Genomic DNA, 17,970 nt, shown 5'->3' on the forward strand with positions numbered 1-17,970 from the left:
CTTAACTTAGCAGTATGAAGAACACTATAGCCGAACGTATTGCCGATTTCCTTAAACGCTTCCCTCCTTTTGATTTGCTTAAAAAAAATCAGTTGTTGGAGATTGCTGTTCAGGTTACTATAAAGTATCTCGACAAAGGACAGATAATCTACAACCAAAACGACACATTACACCAGCATTTTTATATTATTCATAAAGGTGCTGTGTCACTAAAAAAGACTATTAACAACACGTCTGAAGTGATTGATAAGTTTGACGAAGGCGATGTGTTTGGACTTCGTCCGCTTTTCGCACAAGAAAACTATGCCATTACCTCCATAACCGAAGAAGAATGTATATTATACAGTATTCCTATTGAGGTCTTTAAGCCGATGGCCGAAAAAAACAAAGAGGTAGGTAAATACCTTTTGGAGAGTTTTGCTTCCAATACCGAAAACCCTTTTTCTAAAGAGCATCAACTGCGCTTTTTTTCGGATACCGAAATTGTCTTAAACCCAACCGACAACTTATTTGAGCTACAACCAGTAAGCTACATTAAAAAAATTGTTACTGCTAAGCCTACTTCAAAAATTAAAACCATTGCAAAACTGATGAGCTCCAAAAACATTGGCTCTATAATTATTGAAGACAATGGTTTGCCCTTGGGTATTGTTACCGATAAAGACCTTAGAAATAAAGTTGCTACTGGCTTACATACCATTAAAGAACCTGTTAAAAATGTAATGAGTGCTCCTGTGCTTTGCTACCCTAAAAACTTAACCATTGCTCAAGCACAAATTACCATGATGAAACATAAAATTGGGCATTTGTGTATTACCGAAGATGGCACACCAAACTCTAAACTTATTGGTTTAGTATCTGAGCATGATATGACACTTATGAAGGGAAATAACCCTTCTGTGTTAATGAAAGCGATTAAACGTACTAACAGCACCAAAGACCTTAAACGTGTACGAGAAAAAATAGCTATTTTACTAAAAGGCTATATCCTACAGAATATTCCATTGACACATACAAGCAAGATTATTTTTGAATTAAATGATGCCACAATAAAGCGAATTATTGAACGATGCCTTGAGAAAATGAAAGAAGAGCCTCCTGTTAAGTTTGCGTGGATGTCTCTTGGCAGTCAAGGACGTAAGGAACAGCTTTTACAAACCGATCAGGACAATGCCATTGTGTTTGAAAATGTCCCAAAAGAAGAACTTGAAACCGTTAGAGACTATTTTTTAAAACTGGCAAAAAAGGTTAACAAGCGTTTAAACACTATAGGTTTTGAGTTTTGTAATGCAGATATGATGGCTAAAAACCCTAAATGGTGTTTAAGTCTGGATGAATGGAAAGCACAATTTAGTAACTGGACCTCCAATACAGGAAATGATGAAATCCTACTCTCTTCTATTTTCTTTGACTTTGATATTAGTTATGGCGAAGCATCACTCACCAATGCCTTGTCAGACCATGTATTAAGTATAACCAAAACCAATTCGGTATTTTTAAGCAAATTGGGTGTAAATGCTTTAAGAAGTGCGTCACCACTTGGTTTCTTTAGACAATTTCTTGTTGAAAGTGATGGTAAGCATAAAGACTTTTTCGATTTAAAAAAACGTGCACTTATGCCTTTAATTGATGCTGGTCGTTTGCTAACACTAACGTATCAAATCAAAAACATCAACAATACTGCCGAGCGTTTTGAAAAACTTGCTGAACTGTTTCCTGAAAACAAGGAACTTTATTTGTCGTCTTCTTATGCGTTTAAGGCTATCCTTAAGTTTAGAACCAAACACGGACTCCTAAATAACGACAATGGAAGATTTATTGCTCTTGAAGTCTTAACCAAAGAAGAAAAGATGAAACTAAAGCGTTGTTTTAAAACCATAGCAACACTGCAAGAGTTTATTAAAATAAGGTTTAACCTAAGTACTCTAGTGTAATGTTATCTTTTTTTAAAAAACAACCCGAACCTAACTACCCTAACTACTGGCTAGACTATGAAGCTTTGTTTACAAACTCCAAAGGCTCTGAACTTCACAATACACGTTTTGTAATTCTTGATACTGAAACGACTGGTTTTGATTATGAAAAAGACCGTGTACTATGCATAGGTGCTGTAGAGGTCTATAATAATGAGATAAATATTGCCAACACCTTTGAAGTATATATTAAACAAGAGCATTTTAACGAAAACACTGTAGAGATTCATGGAATCATAAAAAACGAACGTATTGAAACCACTACCGAAGAAGATGCTTTAAAGCTGTTCTTAAATTATATTGGCAATAGCATTTTAGTAGCGCATCATGCACGATTTGACATCACTATGATTAACAAAATGCTTCTGCGTCATAACTTACCCAAACTTAAAAACAGGGTTTTAGATACTGTAAATTTATATCGCGCGACACGCATTAAATCTAACCTTATTAAACAAGATAAATACACCCTTGACGAAATTGCAGAAAACTATGTACTTGATGTTTCTGATAGACATACCGCTGCTGGTGACGCATTACTAACAGCAATTATTTTTTTAAAAACCACTACACTCCTAAAAACCAACAAGGGCTTAACCTTAAAAAAACTCTTCAAGTTATAAGAAGTAGTCTTAACGCTTCAAAGGTTTCGAAAACGTTTTAGTTTATGTACCTTTACAGTTCTAAAATTATAATTTCATGACGAACTTTAAAACATCTGTTAATAACACAGATCATTTTGAAATTTCAAACGAAAACATCCAAAACCTTGATGTCGTTCCTACAAAAGCAAATACATTTCACATCCTAAAAAATAATCAGTCTTTTAATGCTGAAATCATAGAAAAAGATTTCAATAACAAAACCTATGTTGTGAAAGTAAATAACACGTTTTATAACGTTGCTATTGCTGATTATTTAGACCAACTTATAAAAGATATGGGATTTGAAGTAGGTGCTTCTAAACATGTAAACGACATAAAAGCGCCAATGCCAGGGCTTATCCTGGATATTAGCGTATCACAAGGTCAAGAAGTTAAAGAAAATGACACATTGCTTATCCTTGAAGCTATGAAAATGGAAAACGTATTAACATCTCCACGTGATGGTGTTATAAAAACCGTTTCTGTAGCAAAAGGTGATGCTGTTGATAAAAACCAACTATTAATAGAATTTGAATAATATGAAGAAGATTTTAGTAGCAAACCGAGGCGAAATTGCCATTCGTGTGATGCGAACTGCCAAAAAAATGGGTATAAAAACGGTTGCCGTTTATTCCACTATAGACCGACATGCGCCACATGTAAAATATGCTGATGAAGCTGTTTTAATTGGTGAAGCACCTTCTAATCAATCGTACTTATTAGGTGATAAAATTATAGAAGTTGCTAAAGACCTTAACGTAGATGCTATTCATCCTGGTTATGGATTCCTTTCTGAAAATGCTGACTTTGCCGAATTATGCGAAGCCAACAACATTATCTTTATTGGGCCAAAAAGTAAAGCCATAAAAATTATGGGAAGCAAGCTAGCAGCCAAAGACGCTGTTAAAGCTTATGATATTCCTATGGTTCCAGGAACTGACGAAGCTATTACAGATATTGCTGAAGCCAAAAACATAGCCACAGGCATTGGGTTTCCTATCTTAATAAAAGCCTCTGCTGGTGGTGGCGGAAAAGGAATGCGCATTGTTGAAAAAGAAGCCGATTTTGAATCGCAAATGGATCGTGCCATTAGTGAAGCCGTTAACGCCTTTGGTGATGGTTCGGTGTTTATTGAGAAATATGTAGCATCGCCGCGTCATATTGAAATTCAGGTGATGGCAGATACACATGGTAACGTTATTCATTTATTTGAGCGCGAATGTAGTATTCAACGTCGTCATCAAAAAGTGGTTGAAGAAGCGCCATCGTCTGTACTAACTCCAGAGTTACGTGCTAAAATGGGTGAAGCTGCTGTAAAAGTGGCAAAAGCCTGCGATTATATTGGTGCAGGAACAGTTGAGTTTTTATTGGATGAAAACCACAACTTCTACTTCTTGGAAATGAATACGCGTTTGCAAGTAGAACATCCTGTTACCGAATTAATCACAAAAACCGATTTGGTGGAACAACAAATTCGTGTGGCTCGTGGTGAAGTTTTAGCCATAAAACAAGCCGATTTAAGCATTCATGGTCATGCTCTTGAGCTGCGTGTTTATGCTGAAGATCCGCTAAATGATTTCTTACCAAGTGTTGGTCATTTAGATGTGTATCAATTGCCTGTTGGTGAAAACATTCGTGTAGATAACGGTTTTGAGCAAGGTATGGATATTCCTATTTATTATGATCCTATGCTTTCCAAATTAATCACTTACGGAACTACGCGTGATGAGGCTATTCAACTTATGATAAAAGCGATAAAAAACTATCAAATTGAAGGTATTCAAACCACTCTTCCATTTGGAACGTTTGTTTGTGAACACGATGCTTTCCGTTCAGGTGATTTTGACACTCATTTTGTTAAAAAACATTACTCTCCAGAAGCCATTAAAGCCAAACAAGAAACTGAAGCAAACATTGCTGCGCTTATTGCTGTAAAACAGTATCTGGAAGACCAAAACGTATTACGAGTACCAAACTAGACAATTATGCAAGACAAAATAAAAGACTTAAACGAAAAATTAGCCCAAGCCTATTTAGGTGGTGGCGAAAAGCGTATAGAAAAACAACATGCCAACAAGAAACTAACGGCTCGCGAACGCGTGCAATATGTATTAGATGAAGGCTCGTTTGAAGAAATTGGTGCTTTAGTGACGCACCGTACCAAGGACTTTGGCATGGACAAACAACAATTTTATGGCGATGGCGTTGTAACAGGTTATGGTACTATTGATGGTCGCTTGGTGTACATCTTTGCACAAGACTTCACCGTATTTGGCGGTTCACTTTCTGAAACTCACGCCGAAAAGATTTGTAAAATTATGGACCTTGCTGTAAAAGTTGGCGCGCCATTAATTGGATTGAATGATTCTGGTGGTGCACGTATTCAAGAAGGTGTGCGCTCGCTTGGTGGTTACGCTGATATTTTTTACAGAAACGTACAAGCATCAGGTGTTATTCCGCAGTTATCTGCCATTATGGGACCTTGTGCTGGTGGCGCTGTATATTCTCCTGCCATGACCGATTTTACCCTTATGGTTGAAAACACCAGTTATATGTTTGTAACTGGACCAAATGTGGTTAAAACTGTGACGAATGAAACTGTAACTTCTGAAGAACTTGGTGGTGCATCTACACACGCATCAAAATCTGGTGTGGCCCATAAAACATCAACAAATGATGTGGAATGTTTAGAAGACGTCAAAAAACTATTGAGTTACTTACCTCAAAACAACCAAGAAAAGCCAAAAGCCTTACCGTTTGAATTAGGTGATGAATTGAGAGAACAATTATCTAACATTGTTCCTGATAATGCCAACAAGCCTTACGATATGCATGAGGTAATTTCTGGTATTATTGACGAAGATTCATTTTACGAAATTCATAAAGACCATGCCGAAAACATTATTGTTGGTTTTGCGAGATTAGGCGGAAAATCTATTGGTATTGTTGCCAACCAACCTATGTTTCTAGCAGGTGTATTAGATGTAAACAGTTCTAAAAAAGCAGCGCGATTTGTACGTTTTTGTGACGCTTTCAATATTCCACTGTTAACACTAGAAGATGTTCCTGGATTCTTACCTGGAACTGACCAAGAATGGAATGGAATTATTGTTCATGGTGCTAAATTATTGTACGCTTTTAGCGAAGCCACTGTACCAAGAATAACGGTTATCACCCGAAAAGCGTATGGTGGTGCTTATGACGTAATGAACTCTAAACACATTGGTTCTGATATGAACTTTGCATGGCCTAGTGCTGAAATCGCTGTAATGGGTGCCAAAGGTGCTGCGGAAATTATCTTTAGAAAAGAGATAAAAGACGCTGATGACCCTGAAGCAAAATGGAAAGAAAAAGAAGCTGAATATGCTGAAAAATTTGCTAATCCTTACAGTGCTACCGAACGCGGTTTTATTGATGAAGTGATTTTACCAAAAGATACACGACGTAAATTGATAAAAGCCTTTGCGATGCTTGAGGACAAACATGTAGACACGCCAAAACGTAAACATGGTAACATTCCGTTGTAATTTTTAGTATCTTTATGATAATCAACTTTTAATCATACTATTATGAAAAAATTACTGATATCACTAACACTATTGGTGTTTTGCGTAACAGGGTTTGCGCAAACTCCAGAAGAAATGAAAGCATGGCAGGACAACATGACTCCTGGCAAATACCATAAATGGTTAGCTGCTATGAATGGTGAATGGAACGCTACTGTAAAAATGTGGATGGATCCTTCGCAACCACCTTCAGAATCTAAAGCAACTACCACTAACGAAATGATTATGAATGGACTTTACCAACGTTCATCGCATAATGGTGAAATGATGGGAATGCCTTTTATGGGAGAAAGCATTACAGGCTATGATAATGCTAAAAAAGAGTTTATTGCCACTTGGATTGATAATTTTGGAAGCAGTATCATGCTCATGAAAGGACAGTTGGATGAAAAAACCAACACCTTAACCCTTGAAGGGAGTATGCTAGATCCTGCAAGCGGACAAGACATGCAAGTCAAAGAAGTGTTTACCGTATTATCTGAAACCTCTCACAAATTTGAAATGTTTATCGTTATGGGAGACCAAGAAATGAAAAGCATGGAAATAGTTTACACAAAAAAAGACTAAAATAGTGTCAATTTCACAAAAAAAGAGCTCCTTAATTATCAATTAAGGAGTTTTTCTTTTTTTAAGATAGCTTTAAGACTTTACATTCAATTCAATACAGTAAAACAAGGTACTTTTGTAGCATGCGAAAAAAACCAGCCTTCAAAATTGAGTTTATAGCACTTATGGCATCTTTGATGTCTATTGTAGCACTTTCCATAGATGCTTTATTACCTGCTTTACCGCAAATAGGTGATGCTTTGGGTGTGAGCGACCCTCATCAAAATCAGTATTTAATTACCATGATTTTTTTAGGTATTGGGTTTGGGCAATTAATCTTTGGTCCGCTATCGGACAGTTTTGGTAGAAAGCCCATGGTGTACTTTGGGTTTGCTGTGTTTGTTATTGCAAGTATCATTTGTGTAACTACCAATGATTTTACAGTTATGCTTATAGCTCGTGTGCTTCAAGGGGTAGGTCTTTCCTCTCCCAGAACCATTGCTGTTGCTATGACACGCGATACTTACAGTGGTGACTTTATGGCTAAGGTGCTTTCCATAATTGTAATGTTCTTTATTTTAGTGCCTATTGTAGCTCCAACTTTTGGACAGCTCCTCCTCGACTTTTTCAATTGGCAATCTATTTTTAATGCCAACTTAATTATAGGTTTAATCATTGTGCTTTGGTTTTGGAAACGACAACCAGAAACGCTTTCGGTTAAAAAACGTATTCCGTTTAAGCCTTCAATATTTATAAGTGGTACTAAAGAGTTTTTTAAATATAAAGATGCTATTGCCTTTACTCTAGTGTCTGGGTTTATTACAGGTTCGTTTATGGTGTATTTAAGTACGTCTCAACAAATATTTCAAGAACAGTATAACCTTGGGGACATGTTTCCTTATATTTTTGCGAGTACTGCCTTTTCGGTTGGGTTTGCAACCTTTAGCAATAGCCAATTGGTTATTAGGTTTGGGTCGTTTAATATTGCCTATACTGCTGGTATTGCGTATACCATTATCTCATTACTATATGTAGTCTTGTTTCACTCAGGTGTTAACCCTAGTGTGCATGTATTAATTACCTTTTTTATTCTACAGTTTTTTGCAGTTGGTTTCCTTTTTGGAAACTTACGCTCTCTAGCTATGGAGCCTTTAGGACATATTGCTGGTATTGGGTCGGCAATTAATGGCTTTGTATCTACCGTTATGGCTGTACCTATTGCCAACTATATAGGAAGTTTTGTCACCACTTCTGCATTGCCATTATTTATAGGGTTTTCAGTATTTGGAGTCTTATCGGTACTAGTGTTTGCATGGTTGCGTAACGTACAAAAAAAGACCCTAGCAACAGCTTAATCTTTATCGGTTGTTGGTCTTTTGTTTTAATAAATACAGCTATCTTTACTACATCATTTTAAGTTATACGTTATGAAACCAAAACACCTATTGCTGTTAAGCCTATGCCTAGTCTTGTTAGTTCCTACCAATGCCAATGTGAAATGGGGAAAAACAGGTCATCGTACTGTTGGAGCCATAGCTGATAACTATTTAACAGCTAGGTCTAAACGTATGATTAAAAAACTGCTTAATCATGAGTCCTTAGCTTTTGTATCGACTTATCCTGATGAAATTAAAGCCGATGATCGTTTCAGCCAGTTTTACACTTGGCACTATATAAACATGCCACTAGATGCCGATTATGATGCATCTAAACAACATCCTGATGGTGACTTGGTTTCTGGTATTGCACACTGTAAAGCCGTATTGCAAAACCCTGATGCTACACATGAGGATAAAGCCTTTTACTTACGTATGCTTGTACATCTTATTGGCGATTTACACCAACCTATGCATATTGGTTTAGCCGAAGATAGAGGTGGTAACGACTTTAAATTACAGTGGTTTTATAAAGACACCAACCTGCATTCGGTATGGGATAGTAAAATGATTGACGACTATGGCATGAGTTATACCGAACTTGCCGCTAATGCCGATTACCTTACCAAAGCCGAAGTAAAAGCCATACAACAAGGTACAGTTATTGATTGGGTCAATGAAACCCATATTCTTACACGAGAAGTATATGCCAATGTAGAACAAGGAGAAAACTTAAGACACAAATACTCTTATGCCTATTTGCACGTTGCTAGAACACAACTTCAAAAAGCAGGTATTCGACTTGCAGAAGTGTTGAATAGTGTGTTGTAAATTTAGCTTTTAACCTCTCCTTTATTTTTCCTTAGTTAACCCTAAAGATTCTTTACTTTTAACCTATATATACCCTAAAGTACCCCTTAGGTTTATACGCTATATATACGCTATACCTATTTGATATCTCACTGATTATTATAACATTAGTATTATAAAGGACTCTTAAAACTAGTTGGTAGTGTTGCAACACTCGAACTAACGAAAGTTGAGACTGACTTTTCCTTTGTCTTCGACAAGCTCAGACTGACAGTATAAGGATAAGATTGCTTCGTCGCTACGCTCCTCGCAATGACAAGGAATGACACAAAAAAACCGTTTCTGGGGAGGAAACGGTTTTAGTGCTATTAATCTATTAAAGGTTTAAAACTGAAGGTCTGCTACAATATCAAACTCATCATATATTGCTTTGTCTTTTAAGTTGTTGAAAAAACTTTTAGAACCATAACGTACGTTGTACTGGCTACGGTCGATTTTTAAGTTTACAGTGGCTTTACTTCCGTAAACTGACAACGTAATACTAATAGGGTTAGTAATGCCTTTTATAGTTAAGCTTCCTTGTACATCGTAAGCATTTTTACCTGATAGTGTCACTTTAGTAAATACCAACTTAGCTGTTGGATGATTCTCTACACCAAAGAAATCGTCGCTTTTTAAATGTCCGTCCAATTGGTCTTTGTACTCGCCTTCGAGGTCTGTGGTGTTAATGCTAGTCATATCCATTACAAACTCACCTCCTGTAAGTTGCTCGCCATTGAATTGTAATGTACCTGATTCAATCTTAATGGTACCTTCGTGAGATCCTGCTACTTTGTAGCCTTTCCAAACGACTTTACTCTCTGAAGTGTTTACGGTTTGTTCTTGTGCTTCAACTGAAGCTGTAAATGTTGCAAATGCTATAATTGCAGTGGTTTTTAATGTGTTCATTTTGTTGTGGTTTTTTTGATTAAAAAATTACACTACAAAACTATCAACACATTGTAAGGGTAAAAATGAAGTAGTTTATAAAATAAGGTTAAACTAGTTTAACTTTCTTGAGCGACCTGTTTTTTTATTTTGCTTAAAAACTCTTTGGTAATACCCAAATAAGAGGCTATCATGTACTGCGGAATGCGTTGTTCTATCTTTGGATAGGTTGCTCTAAAGAACAGGTAACGATCTTTAGCCGTCATACTAAAGTTGCGAATAATTCGGTTTAAGGCTGCCGCAAGACCACGTTCGGTCACCTTACGGAAAAAGCGCTCTAGCTTTGGGATGCGTTCGAAAATGTCTTCGATAGTGTCATAATGAAATTGTGCCAACTCGGTATCTTCTAAACACTGTATGTTGAATTCGGCAGGTGTTTGATTTATGAAACTTCCAATATCTGAAGTCCACCAATCTTCAACACCTAGCATAATGATGTGTTCGGTTCCTGTATCGTCTACGTAAAATAGTTTGGTGCACCCTTTTAGTATAAACGAACTGGTTCTGCACACATCGCCTTGCTGAAGGATGTATTGTCCTTTTAAATACCTACGATAGTGTAAATGCTCCACTAGATAATCGGTTTCTTCTTTGGTGAGCGCTACGTGTTTTGCTATGTAGTTTAAAAGTGGTTGGAAGTGCATAACTGTACTTTTGGTAAAAATAGAAAAAGTAGTTTATAGTTTTAAGGTTTATTTGGGTTTAGTTTTTGAGTTCTCGATACATTCCAACTTTACGGTTGGAACACTCGAACTGACGAAAGATATGATTGCTTAGTTCTTTGTCTTCGACACTTCGGCTACGCTCAGTACAGGCTTGCTCAGACTGACAAAAAGGGTGAGATTGCTTCGTCTCTTCGTTTCTCGCAATGATAAGGAATGACATAAAAAAACCGTTTCTGGTAGGAAACGGTTTATCATATAGAATTTAGTGTATTAAAGCACTCCATCCATAATTTCTTGTACACAATCAGGGTTTAACAATGTACTTGTATCTCCAAGATTAGCTGTATCATTACTAGCAATCTTACGAAGAATACGACGCATTATTTTACCACTACGTGTTTTTGGCAACCCACTTGTAAACTGTATTTTATCTAGTTTCGCAATAGGCCCTATTTGCTCTGTAATGAGTTGGTTTATTTCTTTGCGTAAGTTATCGTGGTTTCTGCTTTCTCCTGTTTCTTTTAAAATAACATATCCATAGAGTGCGTTTCCTTTGATATCATGAGGGAATCCTACAATAGCACTTTCAGAAACTGCTGGATGTTCGTTAATTGCATCTTCTATTGGTGCTGTTCCTAAGTTATGACCAGACACAATAACAACATCATCTACACGACCTGTAATTCGGTAATATCCTACTTCATCACGTAACGCGCCATCACCTGTAAAGTATTTATTTTCAAAAGCTGAAAAATAGGTGTCTTTATAACGTTGGTGATTGCCCCAAATGGTTCTTGCCATACTTGGCCAAGGGAATTTTATACATAAACGTCCATCTACCTGATTGCCCTTTATTTCCTGCCCTTGCTCATCCATTAATGCTGGTTGTATCCCAATAAACGGTAAGGTTGCATAGGTAGGTTTTGTAGGTGTTGCAAACGGAATAGGTGTTATCATTATACCTCCTGTTTCGGTTTGCCACCAAGTATCTACTATAGGCGCTTTTCGTTTACCTATATTATCATCATACCAATGCCATGCTTCTTCATTAATAGGTTCACCAACTGTACCCAAGACCTTTAAAGACGATAAATCATGATTTTCGACGTGCTCCACTCCTTCTTTAGCTAGAGCTCTAATAGCTGTTGGTGCTGTATAAAATTGGGTTACTTTATGTTTTTCTACAATCTGCCAGAATCGACCATAATCTGGATAGCTTGGAACACCTTCAAACATAACGGTTGTTGCGCCATTAGCTAGTGGACCATATACAATATAGCTGTGTCCTGTAATCCAACCTATATCTGCTGTACACCAATAAATGTCATTTTCTCTATATTGAAATACGTTTTTAAAAGTATATCCTGTATACACCATATAACCTCCTGAAGAATGCACCATCCCTTTTGGTTGACCTGTTGAACCAGAAGTATATAAAATAAATAAAGGGTCTTCGGCATCCATTATTTCTGGTACACAGTCGTGATAAGCTTCTTCCAACAGTGGCTCCAACCAATGGTCACGTCCTTCTTTCATATTGATTTCAGAATGAATGCGTTTAGCTACCAAAACTGATTCAACTCCTTCACAATCGTTTAATGCATCGTCAACTATTCCTTTTAAGTCAATTGTTTTTGAGCCACGATATGATCCATCAGAAGTAATCACCATTTTAGCATCACAATCCTTAACTCTTGTTGCTAGAGCCGATGATGAAAATCCTGCAAATACTACAGAATGAATCGCACCAATACGCGCACAAGCTAATACTGAAATAGCCAATTCAGGAATCATTGGCAGGTAAATACACACTCTGTCGCCTTTACCTATCCCCTTTTCTTTTAGCACATTGGCAAACCGACATACTTTATCATGTAATTGCCTATAGGTTATATGCTGAGCGTCTTCATTAGGATTATTGGGTTCAAAAATAATAGCTGTTTTATCACCTCGCGTATAAATGTGTCTATCAATACAGTTTTCGGTAATATTCAATTTTGCACCTTCAAACCACTTTACTTCAGGTTTTGTAAAATCCCAGCTTAATACATTATCCCACTTTTTTCGCCACATGAAGTGCTCTTCAGCTATTTCTTCCCAAAAGACCTCTGGGTTTCTAACCGATTTACGATAAACTTGATAATATTCTTCTAAATGTTTGATATGGTAGTTGCTCATTATTTATTCTGTTTTCGTGGTATTAAAATGGATTTCCTCTTCTTGTGTTAGTAATCTAGATTTTATAATAAACCGAAGCCCTAAAGGGATTTCTAAAGAGAAACTTGCTCCTCTACCTTCGGTAATATCTATCGTTAAGTGTGTGTGTTTCCAATATTCAAATTGGTCTTGATTCATGTAAAAGTTAACACCTTGAAGTGTGCCTAAAAGCACATCACTCTCATCAAGGTACATGTCATCCTTTTCAAAAATCATTGGTGCAGAACCATCACAACAACCACCACTTTGGTGAAAAATAAGTTCACCATGTTTTTCTTTAAGTTGATTGACGACTGCTGCGGCTTGTTCTGTAATTGCTATTCGTTGCATACCCTAAATATATTAAAAAGGCTGAACATAGATTCAGCCTTCGTTTCTAAATAAAACTAACTAATTTAAAAGAAACCTAACTTATTCTTGTCATAAGAAATAAGCATATTTTTGTTTTGACGATAGTAATCCATCATCATCACATGATTTTCTCTACCAAATCCTGACTTTTTATAACCTCCAAATGGTGCATGAGCAGGATATGCATGGTAACAGTTTACCCAAACACGACCAGCTTTAATAGCTCGAGGTATTTGATATAATTGGTGTGCATCGCGTGTCCAAACACCAGCACCTAAACCATATAATGTATCGTTTGCAATCTCTAAAGCTTCTGCTTCATCTTTAAATTTAGTCACACACACTACAGGTCCGAAAATTTCTTCTTGGAATACACGCATTTTGTTATGACCTTCTAAAATGGTTGGCTTAATATAAAACCCATTTGCAAGTTCGCCATCCAATTTATTGGCTTCTCCACCACATAATACTTTAGCGCCTTCTTCTTTTCCTATCTCTAAATAAGACTGAATTTTCTCATATTGATCGTTTGAAGCCTGTGCTCCTATCATGGTATTTACATCATACGGATTGTCTTGCACAATAGCATTTGTACGCGCAATAACACGCTCCATAAACTTATCATAAATATCTTCTTGTACTAATAAACGTGATGGACAGGTACAAACTTCTCCTTGGTTAAAAGCAAATAATACAGCACCTTCTATAGCTTTGTCTAAATAAGCATCATCTGCATCCATAACACTATTAAAGAAAATGTTTGGTGACTTACCACCTAACTCCATAGTTACTGGATTAAGGTTTTTTGACGCATATTGCATAATCAATTGTCCTGTGGTTGTTTCGCCTGTAAAAGCGACTTTATCTACTTTAGAGCTTGATGCTAAAGGTTTTCCTGCTTCTGGTCCGAAACCATGTACTACGTTTATTACACCTGGAGGAAACACGTCAGCTATTTTTTCCATTAATAACGTAGCTGATGATGGTGTTTGTTCAGCTGGTTTTAATACCACACAGTTACCTGTTGCTAATGCAGGTGGTAGTTTCCACGATAACATTAATAATGGAAAGTTCCATGGAATAATTTGTCCCACAACACCAAGTGGTTCTTTAATATTCATAGATAAGGTATTGGCATCTAGTTCTGTTGCGCTACCTTCTTCAGAACGAATACATGCTGCAAAATAACGCCAATGGTCTGCAGATAAAGGTACATCGGCATTAAGCGTTTCTCTAATAGCTTTACCGTTATCGCAGGTTTCAACCAATGCAAACTCTTCCAAATTTGCTTCAATAATATCTGCTACTTTATTTAATAAGGTTGCACGCTCTGTTGCAGATGTGTTTCCCCAACTTTCTTTTGCTGCATTTGCTGCATCTAGTGCTAATTCTACGTCTTCTTTTTGAGATCTTGGATATTTCGCAATCACACTATTATCTATTGGTGATCGGTTTTCAAAATATTGACCATCTAATGGTTCCATAAACTTTCCGTTTATAAAATTTCCATAAGATTCTTTAAACTTAGGTTTTGAATAACTCATACTTTTTTAGTTTAGATTATTATTTCGCTTAAAATCAGATAATTATCAATTACTATGAATTGTTAAAAATTTTAACACTTAAACAATTTAAAGCCTATATATTTAGGTTATTGATAATTTTTATAAAGTTATTTTATGATATTCTGATTTTATTGAACATATTTATTAAATTGTTGAACATATCTATCAACACTAAAATAGACTTGTTCAATTTTTGTAATATTGAGTATGAATCATTTATTAAGACATCATAAAAGCCATAGAAAGCTCACCACTTTGGTAGAGAATCGTACTACCTATAATGCAGATTATGCCGAATTGAATATTTATGAAACCCATGAATATGCCGAAAAGGTATCTTTAACTTTCAATTTTCCTGTAATTGCAAGCATGCTTACCGGAAAAAAGATAATGCATATTGATGGTTTACCGTCTTTTGATTTTTTTCCAGGCGAATCTGTTGTTATGCCAACTAATAAAGAAATGATTATTGATTTTCCTTTGGCAAAAGCTAATGACCCAACGCAATGTCTTGCGCTTGGAATAGATAGCGATAAAATTGATGAAGTGGTTGAAAAGTTTAATCATCATGTAACTATTGATAGTGAAAACAACAATTGGAAATTAGATGATAACGCGTCGCACCTTATAAATAATGTAGATGTTAACCATTTGGTTGAGCGTTTGGTACATACTTTTACTAACACTACTTCGTCAAAAGATGTTTTATTGGATTTAATGATTCAAGAGCTTATTGTTAGGCTTTTACAAACCAAAGCAAAAGCTTTTTTATTGAATGACACTGATGGTATTTTTAACGACACGCGTATAGGCTTTGTTATTAAATACATTAAACAAAACCTTACCAATAAAGACATTACCGTAGATTTACTTGCAGAAAAAGCATGTATGAGCGCGTCACATTTTCATAAGAAGTTTAAAAACACACTTGGTGTGTCTCCTATAGATTATATCAATTCTGAAAAAATTAAATTTTCTAAAAAGCTTATCAAGGAAACCAAAGATTTACGCATGTCTGAAATAGCATTTAAGTCTGGGTTTAATAACACCAGCTACTTTAACAGACAGTTTAAAAAAATGGAATTAATGACGCCACAGCAGTTTAAAAACTCTATCAGTAAATAGTTTTAATGCTGAACAGCTTCGCCTGCTCCACTTGGTATTCTTATGTTTTCTACAATTTCTTGAACTTCAGCTGGTGGTGCTTTTGTAAATTTCATAACAACTATAGACACTACAAAATTAAGTACCATAGCCACTGCTCCAAACCCTTCAGGAGAAATACCAAACCACCATTCGCTTTTATCAGGAACAACATCGTCAAACCAACCTAGTTTGTACTTAATCATGTACAACAACATAGCTGTAATACCAACAATCATACCTGCAATAGCACCTTCTTTATTCATTCGTTTGTAGAAGATTCCTAAAATAATAGCCGGAAAAAAGGATGCCGCTGCCAACCCAAATGCAAGCGCTACAACAGCTGCTACAAAACCAGGTGGATTAATCCCAAAATAGCCTGCAACACAAACAGCTCCAACAGCCGATAAACGCGCAGCGATGAGTTCGCCTTTTTCAGAAATATTAGGCTTGATAATCTTTTTAACTAAATCATGAGAAACAGAAGCTGAAATAACTAACAATAAACCTGCTGCTGTTGATAATGCTGCAGCTAGTCCGCCAGCAGCAACTAAAGCTATCACCCAGTTAGGCAGTTTTGCTATTTCAGGGTTTGCTAACACCATGATATCTCTATCAACGGTTAATTCGTTTATAGATTCGTCAGCTACATATTGAATTAGTCCGTCGTTATTTTTATCAGTAAATGCAATAAGTCCTGTAGCTTCCCATTTTTTAAACCATTCAGGAACCGTTGCATACGGTTGATTGGAAACTGTTTCAATTAAGTTTGTTCTAGCGAAAACAGAAACAGCAGGTGCTGTTGTATATAAAATAACAATAAGCAGCAACGCAATACCTGCCGATTTGCGAGCATCTTTAACTCGTTTTACCGTAAAAAACCTAACAATTACATGAGGTAAACCTGCTGTACCTACCATTAATGCCAAGGTAATTGCAAAGACATCAATCATAGATTTTGAGCCATTGGTATATTCAGAAAAACCAAGTTCTGTGCTTAAACCATCTAATTTATCTAATAGATAAGTTCCTGAACCATCACTTAAAGTATCCCCAAAACCTAGTTGCGGAATCGGGTTTCCCGTCATTTGAATAGAAATAAAAATAGCAGGAACCATAAATGCAAAAATAAGCACACAGTATTGTGCTACTTGTGTATAAGTAATGCCTTTCATTCCACCTAAAACAGCATAAAACAAAACAATAAGCATCCCAATAATAACACCTGTATCAATATCAACTTCGAGAAAACGAGAAAACACAACACCAACGCCACGCATTTGTCCTGCCACATAAGTAAACGACACAAGCAAAGCACAAAATACAGCAACAATACGTGCAGTTTTAGAATAATATCTATCACCTATAAAATCAGGTACTGTAAACTTGCCAAACTTACGCAGATAAGGTGCTAGTAAAAGTGCTAATAACACATAGCCGCCAGTCCAACCCATTAAATACACAGAACCATCATAACCACTAAAAGAGATAATTCCTGCCATAGAAATAAATGATGCGGCACTCATCCAATCGGCTGCTGTCGCCATTCCGTTTGCCAATGGAGAAACGCCACCACCAGCAACATAAAAGTCTTTTGTAGAACCTGCTCTAGACCAAATAGCAATACCTATGTATAAAGAAAATGTAATACCAACGAGTATGTAGGTCCATGTTTGAACATCTACACTTAAGAAGAAATTATGCATCATATCCGTACTTTTTGTCTAGTTTATTCATTAATCTAACATAAACGAAAATAAGGACGACAAACACGTACATAGATCCTTGTTGTGCAAACCAAAACCCAAGTTTAAAGCCTCCTAATTGTATGGTATCTAATTCATCCTTAAATAAAATTCCTGCGCCATAAGACACCAGAAACCAAATTGCTAAGAGGATTAAAACGTATTTAATATTGGCTTTCCAATACTTTACTGGGTTTTGTTTATTCATAATAAAAAACTGTTTTAATTTTCAATTTATAAATAAAAGCCAATAATAATTATTAAACTATCAACATTTTCACTAATTCTTATACAATAATTTCAAATCATAATATTAATCTATCAAAATAAGCACTAGTTTTTGGGAATGGTTAATTTTTACTAAATTAAGGCTGCTTTTTTA

At 36.1% G+C, this 17,970-nt stretch carries 16 protein-coding genes; 9 read left to right on the forward strand and 7 right to left on the reverse strand.

What is annotated here, in order from left to right:
* Positions 1 to 14 precede the first annotated feature (14 nt).
* The 8 genes from A8975_RS09415 to A8975_RS09450 all read left to right on the forward strand — a co-directional run bounded on the left by A8975_RS09415 (position 15) and on the right by A8975_RS09450 (position 8,936).
* On the forward strand, positions 15 to 1,934 hold the full coding sequence (locus A8975_RS09415; RefSeq protein WP_134200062.1) for a DUF294 nucleotidyltransferase-like domain-containing protein: 1,920 nt from the start codon (positions 15 to 17) through the stop codon (positions 1,932 to 1,934).
* Positions 1,934 to 2,596 carry a PolC-type DNA polymerase III gene (locus A8975_RS09420; protein WP_134200064.1) on the forward strand — a complete coding sequence of 221 codons (663 nt, stop codon included), beginning with the start codon at positions 1,934 to 1,936 and terminating at the stop codon, positions 2,594 to 2,596. Before A8975_RS09415 ends, A8975_RS09420 begins: the two co-directional genes overlap by 1 nt.
* Before the next feature lie 76 nt (positions 2,597 to 2,672).
* Complete coding sequence (locus A8975_RS09425; RefSeq protein WP_134200066.1) at positions 2,673 to 3,155, forward strand: acetyl-CoA carboxylase biotin carboxyl carrier protein subunit; 483 nt, start codon at positions 2,673 to 2,675, stop codon at positions 3,153 to 3,155.
* 1 nt (position 3,156) lies between these two features.
* The gene (gene accC / locus A8975_RS09430) at positions 3,157 to 4,596 is read left to right on the forward strand and encodes an acetyl-CoA carboxylase biotin carboxylase subunit (protein ID WP_134200068.1); all 1,440 of its coding nucleotides are present in this window, start codon (positions 3,157 to 3,159) and stop codon (positions 4,594 to 4,596) included.
* Positions 4,597 to 4,602: 6 nt separating this feature from the next.
* Positions 4,603 to 6,144, forward strand: coding sequence for an acyl-CoA carboxylase subunit beta (locus tag A8975_RS09435; RefSeq protein ID WP_134200070.1), 1,542 nt, complete (start codon positions 4,603 to 4,605; stop codon positions 6,142 to 6,144).
* A 42-nt stretch (positions 6,145 to 6,186) separates the two neighbouring features.
* Complete coding sequence (locus A8975_RS09440) at positions 6,187 to 6,750, forward strand: DUF1579 domain-containing protein (RefSeq protein ID WP_134200072.1); 564 nt, start codon at positions 6,187 to 6,189, stop codon at positions 6,748 to 6,750.
* Positions 6,751 to 6,872: 122 nt separating this feature from the next.
* A complete protein-coding gene (locus A8975_RS09445; RefSeq protein ID WP_243832969.1) occupies positions 6,873 to 8,084 on the forward strand; it encodes a multidrug effflux MFS transporter in 1,212 nt (403 codons plus the stop codon).
* A 72-nt stretch (positions 8,085 to 8,156) separates the two neighbouring features.
* Complete coding sequence (locus A8975_RS09450) at positions 8,157 to 8,936, forward strand: S1/P1 nuclease (protein ID WP_134200074.1); 780 nt, start codon at positions 8,157 to 8,159, stop codon at positions 8,934 to 8,936.
* Positions 8,937 to 9,299: 363 nt separating this feature from the next.
* On the opposite strand, the gene A8975_RS09455 is transcribed toward A8975_RS09450, so the two are convergent.
* The 5 genes from A8975_RS09455 to A8975_RS09475 all read right to left on the reverse strand — a co-directional run bounded on the left by A8975_RS09455 (position 9,300) and on the right by A8975_RS09475 (position 14,679).
* Complete coding sequence (locus A8975_RS09455) at positions 9,300 to 9,863, reverse strand: YceI family protein (RefSeq protein ID WP_134200076.1); 564 nt, start codon at positions 9,861 to 9,863, stop codon at positions 9,300 to 9,302.
* A 98-nt stretch (positions 9,864 to 9,961) separates the two neighbouring features.
* Complete coding sequence (locus A8975_RS09460) at positions 9,962 to 10,546, reverse strand: Crp/Fnr family transcriptional regulator (RefSeq protein ID WP_129760713.1); 585 nt, start codon at positions 10,544 to 10,546, stop codon at positions 9,962 to 9,964.
* Positions 10,547 to 10,837: 291 nt separating this feature from the next.
* A complete protein-coding gene (gene acs, locus A8975_RS09465; protein ID WP_134200078.1) occupies positions 10,838 to 12,745 on the reverse strand; it encodes an acetate--CoA ligase in 1,908 nt (635 codons plus the stop codon).
* Between the two features lie 3 nt (positions 12,746 to 12,748).
* A complete protein-coding gene (locus A8975_RS09470) occupies positions 12,749 to 13,114 on the reverse strand; it encodes a DUF779 domain-containing protein (RefSeq protein ID WP_134200080.1) in 366 nt (121 codons plus the stop codon).
* A gap of 65 nt (positions 13,115 to 13,179) precedes the next feature.
* Positions 13,180 to 14,679 carry an aldehyde dehydrogenase family protein gene (locus A8975_RS09475; protein ID WP_134200082.1) on the reverse strand — a complete coding sequence of 500 codons (1,500 nt, stop codon included), beginning with the start codon at positions 14,677 to 14,679 and terminating at the stop codon, positions 13,180 to 13,182.
* A 228-nt stretch (positions 14,680 to 14,907) separates the two neighbouring features.
* Here A8975_RS09475 and A8975_RS09480 point away from each other — a divergent pair, with 228 nt between their 5' ends.
* Positions 14,908 to 15,825: an AraC family transcriptional regulator gene (locus tag A8975_RS09480; protein ID WP_134200084.1), complete on the forward strand. Its 918-nt coding sequence runs from the start codon at positions 14,908 to 14,910 to the stop codon at positions 15,823 to 15,825.
* Between the two features lie 2 nt (positions 15,826 to 15,827).
* On the opposite strand, the gene A8975_RS09485 is transcribed toward A8975_RS09480, so the two are convergent.
* Positions 15,828 to 17,552, reverse strand: a complete 1,725-nt coding sequence (locus tag A8975_RS09485) for a sodium:solute symporter family protein (RefSeq protein WP_134200086.1) — start codon at positions 17,550 to 17,552, stop codon at positions 15,828 to 15,830.
* A complete protein-coding gene (locus A8975_RS09490; RefSeq protein ID WP_129760707.1) occupies positions 17,542 to 17,796 on the reverse strand; it encodes a DUF4212 domain-containing protein in 255 nt (84 codons plus the stop codon). Before A8975_RS09490 ends, A8975_RS09485 begins: the two co-directional genes overlap by 11 nt.
* Positions 17,797 to 17,970: the final 174 nt, after the last annotated feature.

This window comes from Meridianimaribacter flavus (assembly GCF_004366715.1).
Classification (GTDB): domain Bacteria; phylum Bacteroidota; class Bacteroidia; order Flavobacteriales; family Flavobacteriaceae; genus Gaetbulibacter_B; species Gaetbulibacter_B jejuensis.